Below are 17823 nucleotides of genomic sequence, written 5' to 3' on the forward strand. Positions count from 1 at the left end.
ACGCATGAAATAATGTAAGGTTCCGTAAGGGTAAGGACTTTATGTGGCACTTCTGCTTTGGCGCAGGCTTTCGCGCTTTTCCAGAGTCATGCATCCCCACAATATGCCGAGCAGCAGGAAGAAATGCCGCCAGTGGTCGGTGTCAATGACGTTGCCGATCATCACATGCCCGACAAAGGTTACCCAGGAAATGATGAGAAACGGCTGCCAGGGCCGCTGGCGCAGCAGCAGTTTGAAGCAGGCGGCAATGGTCCAGCAGATCAGCGTGAGATAGATGACGAAGCCGAACCAGCCATGCGTGGTCAGGCTCTTCAGCCAGATATTATGTTCCGCGGCGGGAAAGATGTCGTCGAACACCATGGGGCCGATGCCGAGCGGGTGTTCCATCGCCATCAGGAAACCGAGATAGTGGCGGGCAAAACGCCCGAGATGGCCACCATCATAGGATTGCACCGCCGAGGCGCGGCTGGAGAACAGGTCTGCGACCTGCTTGAATTGCAGGGCGATGATGACGGCTGCCACCATCAATGCCACGGCGACGAGAAACAGAACGAGGATTTTCAGCCGGAATGCCGCCGTACGCTCTTTCAGCAGCATGACGAAAACCAGAAGCACTGCGGAAAACAGGAAAAGGCCCCATGCGGCGCGTGAAAACGACAGGAACACGGCAAGAGACAGAATGAGCAGGCCAAGGATCCGCCATGGCGCATGCATCGCCTTGCCGGAGAGCAGGCCGTAAATCAGGTACAGCGACGGCGTCACCAGGAAGGGGCCGAAGACGTTCGGGTCCTGAAAGGCGCCCTTGGCGCGATCGTAAAGGGTAAAGACCTCGAAACCGGGAATGGCGTGAAAATATCCGATTATGCCGAGCAGGGAGGTAATCAGCGCTGCAGCGAGCCAGGCCCGGAAAATCAGCAGCAGCCGCTGGTGCTTGTCCTCGATGATGGCAGCATAAAAAACCGAGGTCAGCGCCAGAAAGGTCGATACGGCGAGATAAAGCGGCCCCTCGTCGAGATTGGCCATGGTGGTGAGCGAAAGATAACCGCCGACATTGAAGGCAAGCAGCAGGCACAAAAGCAGGACGACGGTGCGCGAAAGGCGCAAGCCCAGCAGGAACCAGATGGCCACTTGCCCCACCATCATCAGCTCATAGGGCGCCGGTTCGGAAATCACGAAGCCGGAAAGAAAGACGCCGAAGGCAATGAAGAACGCGCCGACCAGCCGCATGGCGGCAAGCGGTGCGTCAAAATCCGGTGCGTGCTGGTAACCGGTGTGGGTCAATAGGCATTTTCCGATTTGAGCAGCCGGATCGGCGTCAGGAACAGGATCTTGAGATCGAGAAGCAGCGACCAGTTCTCGATATAATAGAGATCGTATTCGGTGCGGAACTTGATCTTGTCGCCGTGGTCGATCTCACCACGCCAGCCATTGATCTGCGCCCAGCCGGTAACACCGGGCTTGACCTTGTGCCGGGCAAAATAATGCTCCACCACCTCGGTATATTTCAGGTCTCCCGTCTGGGCGTGCACGGCGTGCGGACGCGGCCCGACCAAAGAAAGATCGCCGTAAAGAACGTTGAAAAGCTGTGGCAGCTCGTCCATCGAGGATTTTCGCAGGAACCGCCCGACCGGCGTGACGCGCGGATCGTTTTTCGTGACGGCCTTTTTCGCCGTTGGGTCGCTGAGTTCCGTATACATGGAACGGAACTTCCAGACATTGATCGTTTCATTGTTGAAGCCATGACGCTTCTGCTTGAAGAACACCGGGCCTTTGGATGTCGTCTTGACGGCAATCGCCGCGCCCAGCATCACCGGCCACAACAGAACGATGCCGATAATGCTGAAGACGATGTCGAACACCCTTTTCCCCACCGAATCCCAGTCGCGTATCGGCTTGTCGAACACGTCGAGCATCGGCACTGCGCCGACATGGGAATAGGCGCGGGGGCGGAAACGCAATTTGTTGGCATGCGCCGCGATACGGATATCGACGGGTAGCACCCACAGCTTGCGCAGGAGCTGGAGGATACGCGCCTCGGCACTGAGCGGCAGGGCGATGATCAGCATGTCGAGCTTCGTCAGGCGGGCGAATTCCACCAGTTCCGCGAAGGTGCCGAGCTTGGGGTAGCCGGCAACCACATCGGGCGAACGCTCGCTTTTCCGGTCGTCGAAAATGCCGCAGATGCGGATATCATTGTCCGTTTGCTGTTCGAGCGAGCGGATGAGGTCCTTGGCGGCATCGCCGCCACCGACGATCACGGCGCGACGCTCCATCACGCCGTTGCGGCCCCAGTGGCGAATGGCGAAGCCGAGGATCAGCCGTCCGGTGAAAATGGCGATTGCGCCGGTGGCGTACCAGATGGCAAAAGTCTGCCAGGAATGCAGCGCTTCCGGCAAAAACAGGAGAAGGATGCCGGCGACGGTGACGAAGGACAGACAGACGGCGCCCTGAATGCGGGCAAACATTTTCAGCGGCGCGCGCAGCGTCGGCAACTGGTAACAGTCGCCGGCCTGCAAAAGAAACACGCAAACCGCCGCGCCCAGCACCCCAATGCCGAAAACCGCAAGAAAGGTTTCAAGCCCCTGCCGCGCAGCGATGCCGTTGACGATGGCCGCGATGATCGCAAGCATCGAAAATTCGAGAAGACGCAATTGGCCGATGACCATGTTTGGCGAATGGTTGCCGGCGCGAAGCTGGTTGGCGATCTGCCGTGCAAGTGGATTGAGAACAACGCTTTCCGATGCGGAAGGCTCACCCGCATCCCGCCCGGAGATTTGCTGGCGCAACGTCGCCAGATCGAATTCAAGTCTTCCCTTGTCAGCCTTGGTCATTGCTTTGGTCCGCACCCTCCAGCCCATCGGCCCGAAAATCGGAATCGATTTTCGAAGGGAACGATGCGCAACTTCAAAGTGGTAGAGCACAGTTTTCGCATCCGTGCGGATACGTGCGCTCTACGAGCAGGAAACTAGCCGAAACATGCTAAGAAACGTTTATGATGAGTTTCTACAGGACGGCGGAATATACAATTAAAAATCGTGTTTTTGAAATGTTTCTACAGCGAAAGCAGGTGACGATAGAGCTTCATCATGTCGTCGGCCATGACAGGCGTTGAAAATTTCGCCTTGAAGCTGTCGGGGCGGGGCATCACCCGTTTTCCCCAGTCCGGGCTCTCTGCATCCTTGACCATTATCTTTGCCAGCGCATCAGCGTCTCCAGCCGGAACGAGCGCCTCGCTGTCTTCTCCCAGAACCTCAGCTATGCCTCCAACATGCGAGGCGATGACGGTTTTGCCCGCAGCAAGCGCTTCCAGCACGATGTAAGGCATCGCCTCGGCGCGTGAGGGGACGACAACAGTCGTCGCTAGCGCGAACGCCTGTCTCGCTGGCATGGCGGCGTGCATGGAAATGCGCTGCGAAAGTCCGGCCTTGACGATCATATCAGCATATTTGTCCCTGTCCGGCCCATCGCCCACAATGACGCCGGACATGGGCTGGCCGATGCTGCGTTCCATCTTGGCGAATGCCTTGATGAAGATGTCGGGGCCCTTCAGGTCACGCAGCATGCCGATATAGAGAAAGCGCGCTGCCACTTCGCGGGCGGGCACGGTTTCAAACTCGCTTTCCTGCACGCCGTTATAGATCATCGCCGTGCGGGTGCGTGGTTTGCCGACCTTGTTTTCGTAGGTTTCCTGTTCGAAATTGCAAACGAAACACAGGGCGTCCGTGAAATGCTCCTGAAACCGCTCGATACGCAGGAACAGCTGCCCTTTAAGGCTTTTGCGATCGTAATGCAGGCTGCCGCCGTGCGGCGAATAGAGGCGGGCTACGCGATACTTGTTCACCCGCAACAGTGAGCCGATCAGCCGGGCCAGAGCGCCACCCTTGGCGCTGTGCCCATGCAAAATATCCGGCCGCAAACTTTTGATATGGTTGTAGGACTTAACGAGCGCCCACAGGTCACCGGGGCTGATCGAGCGCTTGATCGGCAGGCGGGTCAACCCCAGCTCCAGCATCGGGGCGATCTGCGCGAAAAGCCGTTCCTCATGCGCGCCGCCGGTCGAGCTGTCACAGACGATGCCGACCTTGTGGCCCTGCTTGACGTGTTCTTCGATCAGGTCGCGGACATGGCGGAACACGCCACCGACGGGAGAGCGGAAACAGTGAATGATGCGCAGGGGAGGACCGTCATCCGCCATGTCAGCCGCTCCGTTTTTCAGAAGAAGCGTTCACGCACATAGACCGTATCGCCCGCAAGAATTGGTGCGGTGATCCCGATCCTGCCGGTCATCACCTCGGTATTGATCTTGCGGGTGATATCGACATCGGCCTGATTGGCGCGTGGCGTGAAGCCGCCGGCGATGGCGATGGCGTTCTGCGCCGTCATGCCCGGCACGTAGGAATATTGGCCGGGACGGCCGACTTCGCCCATGATGAAGACGGGGCGATAACGATCGATCTCGATCGTCACATCGGGATCGCGCAGATAACCCTGACGCAACTTGGCGGCAATGGCGGCTTCGAGCTGCGGCAGCGTCTTGCCTCGGGCGGGAACCTGACCGACAAGCGGGAAGGCGACATAACCGGCCTGATCGACAGTATAGGTATTTGTCAGCCCGGTCTGTTCGAACACGTTGATGCGCAGCCTGTCACCGCTATCGACATGATAGGGCTGCAGGGCGCCCTCGTGAAACGCCTTGGGCGCAGGTTGATATGCCGCGCAACCGGAAAGGGCCGTTAGAACGGCAAGCGTCAGTGCGGTGACATGTCGTGATCCGGCGAGCGGCATCTCATCTGGCTCCGAGTCGAACTATGAGCATTCTTATCGTTCTGTTAGGGTTAATGGGCGGTAAACAGCCAGTCGTAAGGATGGTAATATCGGCTTTATTTCGTGGGCTTCGTCACAATTAACTGTTGTGTTACCGGAAAGACTTAAACTTCGCGAAAATTGGCCTCTATATTTGAGCGCCCGAGGTGTATCTCGGTTACGGAGCCCGTATGAACGGCGATCGCATTGATGACAGGGATGTGGATATCGATCTCGCGCGGCTCGTCGCTGCCATATGGCAGCGCAAGGGCAGGATAGCGGCGATCACGCTGCTTGCCGGGGGCGCCGCCTTCGTTGTCGCAAGCATGATGTCGCCCGCTTACAAGGGCGAGGCGCGCGTCCTCATCGAATCGCGCGCGGCCTCCTTCGGTGCGTCGCAGCAGTCGAATGCGCCCGCCGAACCCGTGCTCGATGAATTGACCATCTCCAGCCAGGTGCAGATCCTGCAATCGGTTGACCTCATCAAGCAGGTCGCGAAAGATATGAAGCTTTATGAGCGGCAGGAGCTTGACCCGGCGGCGCGTCCTTCTCTCGTCTCGAAGCTGCTGGTTGCTGTCGGCGTCAAGAAAGATCCGCAGCAGGTGCCGCCAGAGGAACGGATACTGAAGGCGTTCCAGGAGAGGTTGCAGGTCTACCAGGTCGAAAGCTCGCGCGTCATCACGGTCGAGTTCTCGTCCGAGGACCCCATGCTTGCGGCAGCAGTCCCCAACGCGATGATGAAGGCCTATATCGCGCTGCAAAGCGGCGCGAAACTGGACACAAGCACGGAGGCGGCACGCTGGCTGGAGCCGGAAATCGCCAGTCTGCGTGAGAAGGTTCGCGATGCGGACAGGAAGGTCGCGGATTACCGCGCCTCGTCCGATATTCTGTCGGCAGGGCAGGGCGAAACGCTCGCCACCCGACAACTCAGTGATATCTCGACCGAACTTGGCCGTATCCGCGGCGAGCGGGCGAATGCGGAGGCGCGGGCAGAAGGCGTGCGCAACGCGCTTTCGAGCGGCCGCCCACTCGATACTTTCCCCGACGTCGTCGCCTCGCCGATGATACAGAGACTGAAGGAAAGCGAGGCTGCCATGCGCAGCCAGATTTCCGATCTGTCTTCCTCGCTGCTGGAAGGCCATCCGCGTATCAAGGCGCTGCGCAGCCAAATTGACGGCATACAACGGCAGATTCAGGAAGAGACCCGCAAGGTGCTCGCAAGTCTCGAAAACGAGGCCAATGTGTCCCGCCTGCGGGAGCGGCAACTGGTTCAGCAGTTGAACGTGCTGAAAACGGAAAGTGTACGCGCCGGTGAGCAGCAGGTTGGCCTCAACGACCTGGAGCGCGAGGCCTCGGCTCAGCGCCAGCTTCTTGAAACCTATCTCGCCCGTTACCGCGAGGCGACGTCGCGCGCCGGTTCAGCCGAATCCACGCCCGCCGATGCCCGCGTGATTTCAACTGCAGTGGAGCCGCGCGAACCCTATTTCCCGAAGACCGGCGCCATCACCATCGTCGTCACGCTGGCGGCCTTCCTTCTCTCCTGCATCGTCGTCATGCTCGTGGAACTGTTCACCGGGCGGGCGTTGAAGCCGGTTGGCAAGACCCATGTCCCGCCGCTAACCGATCCACCACCGCCCGCGAGAGCGCGTGCTGACACGGATGAGACACCGGTTACGCCGGAGCAACCGCTTCCAGCACGTGAAGAGGATGCGCCGCCTGCGGTTCGTTCCATGCCTGCCGCTGCCCGCCAGTCCATTGTCGAACAGGAAGCGCAGATACCGGTCGCAGCCGTTGCTGCCAAATCGGCGCTGCCGGTTGCAGACGCCGCGGCTGCGAAAGTGGACGCTGCGGAAGAAGAGATCGACAACGCCGACAATTTCTCGATCGACTCCGTCGCATCTTTCCTCGCCACCCGTCTTGCGAAATCCGTCGCAGCGGTCGTGTCTCCAGCTGGCGACAGCGGTTCGACCACCACCGTCATGCTGGCGCGCGCCCTGTCCGAAATGGGCCGTTCGGTCGTTCTCGTCGATATGACGGCGTCGGCCTGTCCAACGCGCCTGATGGCGCCTGAGACCGGACTGCCGGGCGTCATGGACCTTTTGGCGGGTGCCGCCGCCTTTGGCGAAACCATTCACGGCGACCGGCTTTCCGATGCCCATATCGTGCCGCGCGGCAATGCGCAGCCGCGTGAGGCCATGCGCGCCATCGACCGGCTGACGATGATCCTCAGCGCGCTTTCCGACGCCTATGACACGGTTCTGGTGGAATGCGGCGCGGTGCAGATATCGAGCCTTGAGAAAATGCTGCGCAATCTGCCGGCGGAAATCGTCGTGTCCGTTCCCGGTAATGATAGCGAATTGCTGGAAAAGACCCTCGGAGAACTGGTTGCCCACGGCTACGAGCAGGCATTGCCGATGACCGGCATGCGCAAACCGGACCGTCTGAGCGCCGCCTGAGATGCTGCGGCCGATAACCGGTCAGTCGGCAGCGGGCGTTGCGTCCATGCTCGGCCGACCGGCGCGGAAACGCTGAATGAACGCATAGAGTGCCGGATTGGATTTGATCAGGCTCTTTGTCCGGGCAATGGCAACATAGGCAGAGGCCGCCGCCCGGCCCTTCAACGTCACCGGCAGGAAAATATCATGCTGCACGGTGAAAAGCGGACACCAGCTGCGCTTGTAGGGCTGGTCACCGACGCCGAAATCGAAGATCGCCGCATTTTCACTGCAAGCCCGTTCGATCATCAGCCAGAACAGCAGCTCACCGGGGCTGATTTCCGCGAAGGTCTCATCGATAGAACCGAACTGGCAGATGATGTGATCCTGCTTGCGGGAAAGGCCGGATATGGCAGCGATGAAACCTTCATTTTGACCATGCAGACGAATGGCGTGTATTTCCAGAAGACTGTCTGTGCCGATCTCCGGAAAATTTGCGAGGTCATAGAAAAAGTCTTTTACCGATTGATCGCGAAAAACATCCGGAATGCCCTGCGATGCGAACCGGGCTGCCTTCTGTCGGAAAAACGTCTGCAATAATTCGCACTTTTCCTGTGGCGAATGGGCGATCACATGGCTGTAACCACCCATTTCCTCGGCTCTCCGGCTCTGGATGCGGAATTTCTTCCGGCGCCTCTTGGCGTTGATCTGCTGAAGCGTGCTCTCAAAATTTGCCAGTAAGGGAATCTGGAAGGCCGGGTTCTGGTTTTCGACTGATGCCAGATGCGAGAGCGGGTTGGTCCTGCCGCGCCAGATCAGCGGTATGTTCTGCAAGGCCAGGATATCCGCCTGGCCACGCAGCAGCTTTCGCGCTTCGCGGGCAACGGCTGCCGCCGTTTTGTGGTTGGCTGCTTCGGCGAAGGACCGGTCGAAAAGCCCGGTATTGATATTGTTGAAACGGCCGCCGGGAAAACGTGCCTTGCGGATGCCGCCTTCCAGAACGATTTCGAGCGGCAGCAGGAACACGGTCTTTCCGCTTTGCCTGCCGCGAATGATGAGGAGGGGTCTGTCCTGCGTTTGCGCCCAGATGGAGCACCAGCCGTAACCCTGATGCAGCGAATTGAGCGGGTCGCTCTCCAGCTGTTCCCAGTCGGCGCGGATAGTGGAGGCATCGTCGACGAGATCGATAGCCAGGCGATCGGCGCCCCTCCGCTCGTTTTGCACGGCGGCTGGTCCTTCACCCTCGCTGACTATGACCGGCGCTTCAGCCGCCATCCACGCTCTCCGGTTGTTTCGGTGAGACTATATCGTTGAGCGGCAAACAAGAGGTTTATAAAATTGCGACCTCTGGATGTCCCGTAGAAGGCAGGTGCCTATTCCTGTTTTTTGGAGCCGGCCATCCATTTGATGACCAGCATGGCGGGCAGTATCCACAAAAGCCCACTCAGCACGAAGTAGGCAAGATGCACCCACCATGGAGATTGCGCCAGCGTCGCCGACGCGATGGCCGTCGCCGCTACGGCGTAGATGACGACGAGGCAGATGATGACGATGGTGCCGATGAGCGATCTGAGGCGAGGGTGCATGAAATCTTCCGTAACCGAGCATGTATCCCAAAAGTGTCATCGGTTTTGGGGAAAAGACATGCGTAAAACAAAAAATCTAGATCGTCTTGGTGATTCGAAGCAGAGACAGGACGATCTAGTGTCTGGCGCAACTATACCGCCGCGACCGGATGCCGCAAACCCTGAGGCCTTGTTTTGTGGTGCCGGTTGGGGCTAATCAACATGACTGTATGATGGAGACCTCAAAGATGCGTTCGAGCGGCATGACGATGGCAAATGGTTCTGCGGAAATGGTGGTGGAGGCTGCCCTGCAGAAACAGGAGAAGGATCGCCGCCTGCTGCGCATCTGGCTGCGCGTCGTTCTCTTCACGCTGTTCTGTCTCGTGCTTGTCGGCGGCGCCACGCGGCTGACCGAGTCTGGCCTGTCAATTACCGAATGGAAGCCCATCCACGGCGCCATTCCGCCGCTTTCAGTTGCCGAATGGGAAGAGGAATTCCAGCTCTACAAGCGTATTCCCCAATATCAGGAAATCAACCGGGGCATGTCGCTCGATGAGTTCAAGACGATCTTCTGGTGGGAGTGGGCGCATCGACTGCTTGCCCGCGCCATCGGTCTCATCTTCGCCCTGCCGCTCGCCTTCTTCTGGCTGACCGGCCGCATCGAAAGGCGCTTGCGCCTGCCGCTCATCGGCCTTCTGGGACTTGGCGGCTTTCAGGGCTTCGTCGGCTGGTGGATGGTGTCTTCCGGCCTCGTCAACCGTACGGATGTCTCGCAATATCGCCTGGCAACGCATCTGACGATCGCGTGCCTGATCTTTGCGGGCTGCATGTGGATATTGCGCGGCCTGTCGCACCATTCGGCCGATGCTGCCAATGAAACGACCGGCCGCCGTTTTGCCGCGCTGCTGACCTTCCTCTGTCTGTTCCAGATTTATCTCGGCGCGCTGGTGGCGGGGCTGAATGCCGGCCTGTCCTACAACACGTGGCCGCTGATGGACGGCTCCCTGGTGCCCGGCGATCTTTTCCTGCAACAGCCCTGGTGGATCAACTTGTTCGAAAACCCGAAGACGGTGCAGTTCGTCCACCGCCTCGGCGCCTATACGCTGTTTGCCGCCACGCTGTGGCATATGGTGTCCTTGGCTCGCGCCTTGCCCGGCACGCCGCATGCCCGCCGCGCCGTACTGTTCTTCGTGTTGATCTCCATTCAGGCGGCGCTCGGCATCACCACGCTTCTGATGCATGTGGATATTCATGTGGCGCTCGCCCATCAGGGCATGGCGCTGCTGGTGCTTGGTTTTGCAGTCGCCCATTGGCGAGGCTTCCTCGGCGAATACCCGGCACCTGTCGCGGTTGAGATCAGGGACTGAAAACCATTAAAATTGCTTCAGGACAGACTTGATGGTTGTCGCGACGGCCAGTTCGTCGTCGCGTTCGCGCGTGTTGCCATCTTCCTCGTGCCATGCCGCCGAAAGGCAGCCGTAGGCGAACGCATATTGCAGAAGCACCCGTTCGTCCCGTTTGAGCGCTTTCGCAAAAATCGACGCCATGGAGGCGATGCGTGCCTCGCTGCGTGTCAGATCGAAGCGGTCGAGTGGATTGGAGAACATGTTGGCGACGTCGAGTGCTGCATCGCCGATCAGGCCTGCCGGGTCGATGATGATCCAGCCACGCGCACTGCGCATGATGTTTTCGTGATGCAGATCGCCGTGCAGCGGTCGAATATTGCTTTGGTGCCCGATAAGCTCCTCGGCAAGCGAAGCGGCTTCGATGTAGGGGCTGTCGGTGCCTTCGCTGCGATCGTGCTCGGCTTTACGGAACAGACTTTCGAAATATTGCGGCAGCGTCAGCAGGCTTGCTGGTGGCGTCTGCGTTGAAGGCTGGTGATAGTGAAGGAGAACATCGGCGGCGATTGCGGTCGTGGCATCATCGTCGCCGTCGCGGAAAAGCACGTCGCGCAATGTCTCATTGCCGGCATGTTCCATGAGCAATATGTCGTCGGAGCGATCGAGCAGCTTCACGCAGCCGACACCCGCCCGCCATTCGATGAAATCCGCCCCGCGAAGGCTGTCCTTCAGAACCTTGTGTTTAAGTACCTTGGCGATGGCAAGGGAACCATTGCCAAGTCTGACTTCGTAAACCACCCCGGCCGGCGTATCGGCAATCTGTTTTGCGGCCTCGATATTCCACGAGGCCGGAAAAAAGGGGATAGCTCGGCTCACGCAAAAAGCCTCATGCCGAGAGCATCAGCTCCATGTTCTGGACAGCCGCACCCGATGCGCCCTTGCCGAGATTGTCGAGCAGCGCGACGAGATTGATGTGTTCGCCGCCCGGCGTGCCGAAGACGAACAGCTTCATCGTGTCCTTGCCCGCCAGTTCCTCGGCATCGATGCGGGACAGCCCCTTGCTTTCGGCAAGTGGAACGACGCTGACTATGTCCTGTCCGGCATAATGGGCGGTGAGCGCGGCATGCACGGTCTCGATGGTCGCGCCGTCCTTGAGGTCGGCGGCAAACAGCGGAACCTGCACGATCATGCCCTGCGGGAAGCGCCCGACGGAGGGTGCAAACAGCGGGGCGCGGTCCAACTGGCCGTGAATGGTCATTTCCGGCACGTGCTTGTGTGCAAGCGTCAGGCCATAGAGGAAGTTGTTGGCACTGATCGCATCGTCCCTGCTCTGATCTTCCATCTGCGCGATCATCTGCTTGCCGCCGCCGGTATATCCGGACACGGCGTTGACGCTGACGGGATAACCATCGGGCAGAATGCCGGCGGCGCGCAGCGGACGAAGAAGGCCGATCGCGCCGGTCGGGTAGCAGCCCGGATTGGCGACGAAGCGGGCGGAACGAACCTTTTCGCCCTGTTCCTTGTCCATTTCGGCAAAGCCGTAAGCCCAGTCCTTATGGATACGATAGGCGGTCGAGGTGTCGATGATGCGGACATTGTTGTTGCCTGCCACCATGGTGACAGCTTCTCTGGAAGCATCATCCGGCAGGCAGAGAATCGAAATGTCGGCGTTGTTGAGCATGTCCTCGCGGATAGCGGCGTTGCGGCGCTCGGCTTCGGGAATGGACAGCAACTCGATATCGCGGCGACCAGCAAGGCGCGTGCGGATCTGCAGACCCGTTGTGCCGTGTTCGCCATCGATGAAGATCTTCGCTGTCATGTCCTTGTCCTGACTTTTCAGAGGGTTGCGAGTGTAATCGGATTCAGTTTGCTAAGCGCCCGGGCGTCGGTTCAGCCGGCCTTCGCCAGCCGTTCGGCGCGCAAGCCAAGCATATACATCGCAACGGTCGCTCCGGCAATGGCAGTGATATCAGCATGGTCGTAAGCGGGCGCGACCTCCACCACATCGGAGCCGCGAATATCGAGCTGGCCGAGTCCGCGAAGGACGGACAATATCTTGGCGCTTGTCGGCCCACCGGCCACAGGCGTACCGGTTCCGGGCGCGAAGGCTGGATCGAGGCAATCGATATCGAAGGTCAGATAGGTGGGCATGCCTGCCGTGTGCTTGATGATCAGCGAGGCGATGTCGCTCGCCCGCATCTCCTCCACCTCGTAACCGTGGAGAATGCGGATGCCAAAATCCTCAGGCGCATGGGTGCGAATGCCGATCTGGATGGAACGATCGGCATCGATCAGACCATCGCGCACGGCGCGTGCCACGAAGGAACCATGGTCAATGCGTTTGCCGTCGTCGAACCAGGTGTCCTGATGCGCATCGAAATGCACCAGCGCCAGCGGGCCGTGCTTTGCCACATGCGCCTTCAGCAGCGGCCAGGTGATGAAATGGTCGCCGCCAAGCGTCAGCAGATAATCCGTCTTGGAGATGATCTTGCGCGCTTCCTTTTCGATTGTATCAGGCGTTTTCCAGTGATTGCCGTAGTCGAGCAGGCAGTCGCCATAATCGATGGTCGGCATATGGGCGAAAAGATCGCGGGCGAAGGGATATTGCGGGTCGTTGTCGAAAATCGCGGAGGCGCGGCGGATCGCCTGCGGCCCGAAGCGTGCACCCGGCCTGTTGGATGTCGCCGCATCGAAGGGGACACCCCAGACGGCCGTCGATACGCCCTTGAGGATCTTGGTATATTTGCGCCGCATGAAGGAGAGGACGCCCGCATGGGTCGGGTCGGTCGCAGCCGATGTCAGCGTTGCTGCGGTGAAGGCATGGTCGATGGTTTTTGATGGCATTGATCACCCCATTGCGGTTTGCGCTGAGGGTGCTGTCTTCTCGCCGAAAAAACAAGGAGGATGGTATTGAAAAAAGGCGGAGCCGAAGCCCCGCCTTTTCGAAGTTTTGAACGAACGGTTCCGGGAAGCGATTAGCGCTTGGAGAACTGGAACGAACGGCGGGCCTTGGCCTTACCGTACTTCTTACGTTCGACAACGCGGCTGTCGCGGGTCAGGAAGCCACCCTTCTTCAGAACGGCGCGCAGGCCCGGTTCGAAGTAGGTGAGGGCCTTGGACAGACCGTGACGAACGGCACCGGCCTGACCGGACAGACCACCACCGGCAACGGTAGCGATGATGTCGAACTGGCCCGTGCGTGCAACGGCAACGATCGGCTGCTGAAGGATCATCTGCAGAACCGGACGTGCGAAATACGTGGTGAAATCGCGGCCGTTGATGATGATCTTGCCAGAACCCGGCTTTACCCATACGCGGGCAACGGCGTTCTTGCGCTTGCCGGTCGCGTAGGAGCGGCCGAGAGTGTCAACCTTGCGGACGTGCACGGGAGCAGAAGCTTCCGATGCAGGGGCGAGGTCTTTCAGAGAGGAAAGATCGGCCATTATCAGGCGCTCCTTACGTTCTTCTTGTTGAGCACGGCTACGTCGAGAACGACGGGCTGCTGTGCTTCGTGCGGGTGGTTCGAGCCGGCGTAAACGCGCAGGTTCTTCATCTGACGACGGCCGAGCGGGCCGCGCGGGATCATGCGCTCGACGGCCTTTTCAACGACGCGCTCCGGGAAGCGACCTTCGATGATCTGGCGAGCCGTACGCTCCTTGATGCCACCCGGGTGACCGGTGTGCCAGTAGTACTTCTTGTCGGCGTACTTGTTGCCGGTGAAGGCAATCTTTTCCGCGTTGATGACGATGACGTTGTCGCCATCATCGACGTGGGGGGTGTAGGTGGCCTTGTGCTTGCCGCGCAGGCGGGTTGCAATGATGGTGGCGAGGCGACCAACAACGAGGCCTTCGGCGTCGATGATGACCCACTTCTTCTCCACCTCAGCAGGCTTCTGAACGAAAGTAGACATGGATTTCACTTTCTAACGTGGACCCGTCATCCTCTTTTAAAGTAAGAGCATACGGGCGTTTCTTGTTGCTTGGTTTGGTCACCCGAAGGCGACCGCAAATGACCATATTCCCTTTGGAATCCGATCTGGCGCGCTTATACGGTGTGCTGGATGAAGCGTCAATATGACGGATTTTGCTGACTGTAAAAATAAATCAATAAAAACAATGGTTTGTTTATGTGGTATTATTTTACCCCAGGGATTTGCCTGTTTCATCCCAGCCGCATGACCAGAACACCCGCTGCGATGATGCCGCCAGCGAGATAACGCCAGACGCTGGCGCGTTCTTTGAGGATGACGACGGAGATCACCAGCGCAAACAGAATTGAGGTTTCGCGCAGCGCCGCGACGACGGCGACGGGGGCCTTGGTCATGGCGTAGAGCGCCAGCCCGTAGGAGAGGATGGAGCCGCCGCCGCCGATCAGGCCGCGCCACCAGTTTCGCCGCACATGCTGCGTAACCGCGCTTACGCCGCGCTGGTAAAAGGCGAAACCAAAGAGGAGGACGGGCGGCAGAAGTGACATCCACAGCGTATAGGAAATCGCATTGCCGGAAAGCCTTGCGCCGACACCATCAACGAAGGTGTAGGAGGCAATCACGAAGGCGTTGATGAGCGCGACAATGATCGCCTTTCCGCCGCCGCGCCGCGCCTCGAAGGCAAGCGTCAGGATGCCGCCGGAAATGATGGCAATCCCGGCAAGCGCGAGCGGGCTTAAAATCTCGCTGAGAAAAAGGCTGCTCGTCGCTGCGACGATCAGCGGCGCCACGCCACGCATGACGGGATAGACGAGGCCGATATCGCCGATCGTATAGGCGGCGGCGACTAGGCGGAAATAGGCAAATTGCAGAACGGCCGAGGCGATGAGAAAGGGAATGGCCATCGGCGCGGGAAACGGCAGGACGGGCAGGAAGGGTAAAGAACAAGCTGCGGCGCCCGCCGCGATCAGCGAGGCGTCCAGCGACTTGTCGGACCCGGATTTTACCAGCGCATTCCATCCGGCATGCAATATCGCGCCCAGAAGCACCAGAATTAGAATGTCAAATGTCACGATAGAGACTCGCTCATGGGCTATTCCAGGCAACCTACAGCATCGGCTTGAAAACCGGAATCCATTTTCCGTGGTGGCTGTGGGAGACGCAAATCCTCCTGTCGTAAGCGGTTGCTTCTTTGCGGATTATGACGCGTGTCAAGTTTCGGGTTTGTGCGTGTTGCGGGATGGAGTGGGCAACTGTGCGAGAGGCGATATGCGGCCGTGCTCACGATTTCATCAGCAGGACATACGCGCCGATGCCGGATGCACAGCTTATGGTTTTGCTGTGGAACGTGTTTTTCGCAAAAATGCGACCGATTGCGGCGATTATTCCTGCTCAAAATTGCCCATATCCAGAAGATAAAACTGTATCAATCAAGCGAGCACATGCAGGCTCAAAATGAAAAGAAGTTTCAATTCATTACTGAATGGTTCGCTACAACGTTACAGTTTTACCTATAACTTGATTTACAGAATAACTTTCTGAAAATTAGATACGCCTAATGCATCGGTGAACGGAATGAAAACAAACAGGAGACGAAGGGCGCATAAGATGCACGCAAATGTTGTTTCAGCAAATATTCATCGAAATGTATGCTTTTGAAAAACTGGATAAAAATACTCAGCACAATGCCGCTTAAGGTGTTTTTGTGAAATCATTTTGCGCAAACTAGGTGTACTTTCGTGACACCACGAGTCCGGCTTGTTCAATATTTTCATTCGGGCGGGGGTTCAAGAGAAGGATGAGGGTTCCTAGATCTAGGAAAGCGGCCGCAAAAAAGCGGTGCGAAAAGCTCGTCCGCGGATTTATGTGGGAGAGGCAATTCTCGCTGGGCCATTGAGCGTCGAGCCGGCGCATGAGGTCCTTGAACCGCGCGATATGGCAGAGGGAAAAGTTGACATGCAGCATGATACCTATGAACCGGATTACCTCAGAAAAATTCTGACGGATGTCAGGACCATCGCCCTGCTTGGCGCCTCTCCCAATCCGGATCGGCCGAGCCACGGCGTCATGCGCTTTCTGCTGTCCAAGGGTTACCGCGTGTTTCCGGTCAATCCCGGTCAGGCGGGCAAGGAGATATTGGGGCAGAAGGTGTATGCGCGGCTTGCCGACATTCCCGAACCCGTTGATATGGTCGATGTGTTCCGGGCGCCGGAATATTTGTCGGCAATTGTCGAAGAGGCGATATTGCTGCCGCAGCGGCCATCGGTGATCTGGGGCCAGCTTTCGGTCAGAGACGACAATGCGGCGGCCAAGGCCGAGGCCTACGGCATGAACGTGGTGATGGACCGTTGCCCCGCAATTGAGTATCCGCGTCTCAATATTGTGCGATAGTTGGTACGGATTGGACTTATCATTTGGCGGCAAGGCATTATGATCCCTCCAAAATATCATTGGAGGAAACATCATGCCGAGCAGCAATCCCGGGTTCTCAACGTTGGCCGTGCACGCGGGCGCACAGCCCGATCCGACCACCGGTGCGCGCGCGACGCCGATCTACCAGACAACGGCCTATGCCTTCCGTGACGCCGATCACGCAGCCGCGCTGTTCGGATTAAAAGAGTTCGGCAATATCTACACGCGCATCATGAACCCCACCCAGGCGGTTCTGGAGGAGCGTGTCGCAGCGCTTGAAGGCGGCACGGCGGCACTTGCCGTTGCATCCGGTCACGCCGCGCAATTGCTGGTCTTCCACACATTGCTGCAACACGGCGACAATTTCGTCGCGGCACGCCAGCTTTATGGCGGCTCCATCAATCAGTTCGGCCACGCCTTCAAGGGTTTCGACTGGCAGGTGCGCTGGGCCGATGCGGCTGATCCGGCCAGTTTCGAACGGCAGATCGACGACCGCACACGCGCCATCTTCATCGAAAGCCTCGCCAACCCGGGCGGCACATTCGTGGATATCGCCGCGATTGCAGATGTCGCCCATCGTCACGGCCTGCCGCTCATCGTCGATAACACCATGGCAAGCCCCTATTTGTTGCGGCCGCTGGAACATGGCGCGGATATCGTATTGCATTCGTTGACGAAATTCCTCGGCGGCCATGGCAATTCCATGGGTGGCATCATCGTCGATGGCGGCACTTTCGACTGGTCGGCCACGGATAAATATCCGTCGCTGTCGCAGCCCCGCCCAGAATATTCCGGCGTCGTGCTGCACCAGACCTTCGGCAATTTCGCCTTCGCGATTGCCTGCCGCGTTCTTGGCTTACGCGATCTCGGCCCTGCGATCTCGCCCTTCAATGCCTTCCTCATCCTCACGGGCATAGAGACCCTGCCGCTGCGCGTTCAGCGCCACTCCGATAATGCGCTGGCCGTCGCCAAATGGCTGAAAGCGCACCCCAAGGTGGGCTGGGTGCATTATGCCGGGCTGGAGGACAGCGACAACTACGCAATCCAGCAGCATTATTCGCCAAAGGGCGCTGGTTCCGTCTTCACCTTCGGCATCAAGGGCGGTTATGCCGCCGGCAAGGCGCTGGTGGAAGGTCTGCAACTCTTCTCCCATCTCGCCAATATCGGCGATACACGCTCTCTCGTCATCCACCCGGCTTCCACGACACATGCGCAGCTGACACCGGAACAGCAGACGGCGGCGGGTGCCGGACCGGATGTGGTGCGCCTCTCGATCGGCATCGAGGATGTCAAGGACATCATCGCCGATCTCGAACAATCGCTTGCGAAGCTCTGAGAGA

The 17823-nt window shown here is 58.7% G+C and carries 17 protein-coding genes; 5 read left to right on the forward strand and 12 right to left on the reverse strand.

The genetic code is table 11. From position 1 onward, the window contains the following. Positions 1-39: 39 nt before the first annotated feature. The 4 genes from uppF to uppC all read right to left on the reverse strand — a co-directional run bounded on the left by uppF (position 40) and on the right by uppC (position 4785). On the reverse strand, positions 40-1281 hold the full coding sequence (uppF, locus tag QE432_RS18940; protein ID WP_306625294.1) for a polysaccharide biosynthesis O-antigen ligase family protein UppF: 1242 nt from the start codon (positions 1279-1281) through the stop codon (positions 40-42). Then, positions 1278-2831, reverse strand: coding sequence for a polysaccharide biosynthesis glycosyltransferase UppE (uppE, locus tag QE432_RS18945; protein ID WP_065704721.1), 1554 nt, complete (start codon positions 2829-2831; stop codon positions 1278-1280). The genes uppF and uppE overlap by 4 nt, the downstream gene beginning before the upstream one ends. A gap of 221 nt (positions 2832-3052) precedes the next feature. Continuing rightward, positions 3053-4195 (reverse strand): polysaccharide biosynthesis type 4 glycosyltransferase UppD, encoded by a 1143-nt coding sequence (gene uppD / locus QE432_RS18950; protein ID WP_306625296.1) that lies wholly within the window; start codon positions 4193-4195, stop codon positions 3053-3055. Between the two features lie 17 nt (positions 4196-4212). Continuing rightward, a complete protein-coding gene (uppC, locus tag QE432_RS18955) occupies positions 4213-4785 on the reverse strand; it encodes a polysaccharide export protein UppC (protein WP_003512614.1) in 573 nt (190 codons plus the stop codon). 209 nt (positions 4786-4994) lie between these two features. On the opposite strand from uppC, the gene uppB reads away from it, so the two are divergent. Continuing rightward, the gene (uppB, locus tag QE432_RS18960; RefSeq protein WP_306625298.1) at positions 4995-7259 is read left to right on the forward strand and encodes a polysaccharide biosynthesis protein UppB; all 2265 of its coding nucleotides are present in this window, start codon (positions 4995-4997) and stop codon (positions 7257-7259) included. Between the two features lie 21 nt (positions 7260-7280). Here the strand turns inward: uppB and uppA are convergent, their stop codons facing one another. Together uppA and QE432_RS18970 are read right to left on the reverse strand one after the other, a co-directional pair. Then, positions 7281-8513: a polysaccharide biosynthesis GNAT family N-acetyltransferase UppA gene (gene uppA, locus QE432_RS18965; protein WP_306625300.1), complete on the reverse strand. Its 1233-nt coding sequence runs from the start codon at positions 8511-8513 to the stop codon at positions 7281-7283. 98 nt (positions 8514-8611) lie between these two features. Continuing rightward, positions 8612-8824 (reverse strand): DUF2842 domain-containing protein, encoded by a 213-nt coding sequence (locus tag QE432_RS18970; RefSeq protein WP_003512618.1) that lies wholly within the window; start codon positions 8822-8824, stop codon positions 8612-8614. A 227-nt stretch (positions 8825-9051) separates the two neighbouring features. Here QE432_RS18970 and QE432_RS18975 point away from each other — a divergent pair, with 227 nt between their 5' ends. Continuing rightward, positions 9052-10170: a COX15/CtaA family protein gene (locus tag QE432_RS18975; protein ID WP_065661568.1), complete on the forward strand. Its 1119-nt coding sequence runs from the start codon at positions 9052-9054 to the stop codon at positions 10168-10170. 6 nt (positions 10171-10176) lie between these two features. Here the strand turns inward: QE432_RS18975 and QE432_RS18980 are convergent, their stop codons facing one another. The 6 genes from QE432_RS18980 to QE432_RS19005 form a co-directional block, all read right to left on the reverse strand. Beyond that, entirely contained in the window at positions 10177-11022 is an 846-nt protein-coding gene (locus QE432_RS18980) for an aminoglycoside phosphotransferase family protein (RefSeq protein WP_111803642.1), read from the reverse strand. Positions 11023-11032: 10 nt separating this feature from the next. Then, positions 11033-11965, reverse strand: a complete 933-nt coding sequence (gene argC / locus QE432_RS18985) for an N-acetyl-gamma-glutamyl-phosphate reductase (protein WP_019565461.1) — start codon at positions 11963-11965, stop codon at positions 11033-11035. Between the two features lie 71 nt (positions 11966-12036). Continuing rightward, a complete protein-coding gene (speB, locus tag QE432_RS18990; protein ID WP_003512629.1) occupies positions 12037-12990 on the reverse strand; it encodes an agmatinase in 954 nt (317 codons plus the stop codon). Between the two features lie 131 nt (positions 12991-13121). Then, positions 13122-13589 carry a 30S ribosomal protein S9 gene (rpsI, locus tag QE432_RS18995; protein ID WP_003512631.1) on the reverse strand — a complete coding sequence of 156 codons (468 nt, stop codon included), beginning with the start codon at positions 13587-13589 and terminating at the stop codon, positions 13122-13124. A gap of 2 nt (positions 13590-13591) precedes the next feature. After that, a complete protein-coding gene (rplM, locus tag QE432_RS19000) occupies positions 13592-14056 on the reverse strand; it encodes a 50S ribosomal protein L13 (RefSeq protein WP_003512633.1) in 465 nt (154 codons plus the stop codon). Positions 14057-14307: 251 nt separating this feature from the next. After that, the gene (locus QE432_RS19005; RefSeq protein WP_306625304.1) at positions 14308-15144 is read right to left on the reverse strand and encodes an EamA family transporter; all 837 of its coding nucleotides are present in this window, start codon (positions 15142-15144) and stop codon (positions 14308-14310) included. Positions 15145-15383: 239 nt separating this feature from the next. Here QE432_RS19005 and QE432_RS19010 point away from each other — a divergent pair, with 239 nt between their 5' ends. The 3 genes from QE432_RS19010 (at position 15384) to QE432_RS19020 (ending at position 17819) form a co-directional block, all read left to right on the forward strand. Continuing rightward, complete coding sequence (locus tag QE432_RS19010) at positions 15384-15530, forward strand: hypothetical protein (protein ID WP_162163069.1); 147 nt, start codon at positions 15384-15386, stop codon at positions 15528-15530. A gap of 497 nt (positions 15531-16027) precedes the next feature. Further along, the gene (locus tag QE432_RS19015; RefSeq protein WP_025593243.1) at positions 16028-16462 is read left to right on the forward strand and encodes a CoA-binding protein; all 435 of its coding nucleotides are present in this window, start codon (positions 16028-16030) and stop codon (positions 16460-16462) included. Between the two features lie 73 nt (positions 16463-16535). Continuing rightward, complete coding sequence (locus QE432_RS19020; protein ID WP_035198148.1) at positions 16536-17819, forward strand: O-acetylhomoserine aminocarboxypropyltransferase; 1284 nt, start codon at positions 16536-16538, stop codon at positions 17817-17819. The last annotated feature ends 4 nt before the right edge of the window (positions 17820-17823 follow it).

Origin of the sequence: Agrobacterium sp. SORGH_AS_0745 (genome assembly GCF_030818995.1) — a bacterium.
Classification (GTDB): Bacteria; Pseudomonadota; Alphaproteobacteria; order Rhizobiales; family Rhizobiaceae; genus Agrobacterium; species Agrobacterium tumefaciens.

Excerpts from the sequence above, each read along its gene's own strand:
- QE432_RS18970 (WP_003512618.1), bottom strand. The coding sequence starts at position 8,824 with ATGCACCCTCGCCTCAGATCGCTCATCGGCACCATCGTCATCATCTGC.
- argC (WP_019565461.1), bottom strand. The coding sequence starts at position 11,965 with ATGACAGCGAAGATCTTCATCGATGGCGAACACGGCACAACGGGTCTG.
- uppE (WP_065704721.1), bottom strand. The coding sequence starts at position 2,831 with ATGACCAAGGCTGACAAGGGAAGACTTGAATTCGATCTGGCGACGTTG.
- rpsI (WP_003512631.1), bottom strand. The coding sequence starts at position 13,589 with ATGGCCGATCTTTCCTCTCTGAAAGACCTCGCCCCTGCATCGGAAGCT.
- uppD (WP_306625296.1), bottom strand. The coding sequence starts at position 4,195 with ATGGCGGATGACGGTCCTCCCCTGCGCATCATTCACTGTTTCCGCTCT.
- uppB (WP_306625298.1), top strand. The coding sequence starts at position 4,995 with ATGAACGGCGATCGCATTGATGACAGGGATGTGGATATCGATCTCGCG.
- speB (WP_003512629.1), bottom strand. The coding sequence starts at position 12,990 with ATGCCATCAAAAACCATCGACCATGCCTTCACCGCAGCAACGCTGACA.
- uppA (WP_306625300.1), bottom strand. The coding sequence starts at position 8,513 with ATGGCGGCTGAAGCGCCGGTCATAGTCAGCGAGGGTGAAGGACCAGCC.
- QE432_RS19020 (WP_035198148.1), top strand. The coding sequence starts at position 16,536 with ATGCCGAGCAGCAATCCCGGGTTCTCAACGTTGGCCGTGCACGCGGGC.
- QE432_RS19015 (WP_025593243.1), top strand. The coding sequence starts at position 16,028 with ATGCAGCATGATACCTATGAACCGGATTACCTCAGAAAAATTCTGACG.
- QE432_RS19010 (WP_162163069.1), top strand. The coding sequence starts at position 15,384 with ATGCCGGATGCACAGCTTATGGTTTTGCTGTGGAACGTGTTTTTCGCA.
- rplM (WP_003512633.1), bottom strand. The coding sequence starts at position 14,056 with ATGTCTACTTTCGTTCAGAAGCCTGCTGAGGTGGAGAAGAAGTGGGTC.
- uppC (WP_003512614.1), bottom strand. The coding sequence starts at position 4,785 with ATGCCGCTCGCCGGATCACGACATGTCACCGCACTGACGCTTGCCGTT.
- QE432_RS18975 (WP_065661568.1), top strand. The coding sequence starts at position 9,052 with ATGCGTTCGAGCGGCATGACGATGGCAAATGGTTCTGCGGAAATGGTG.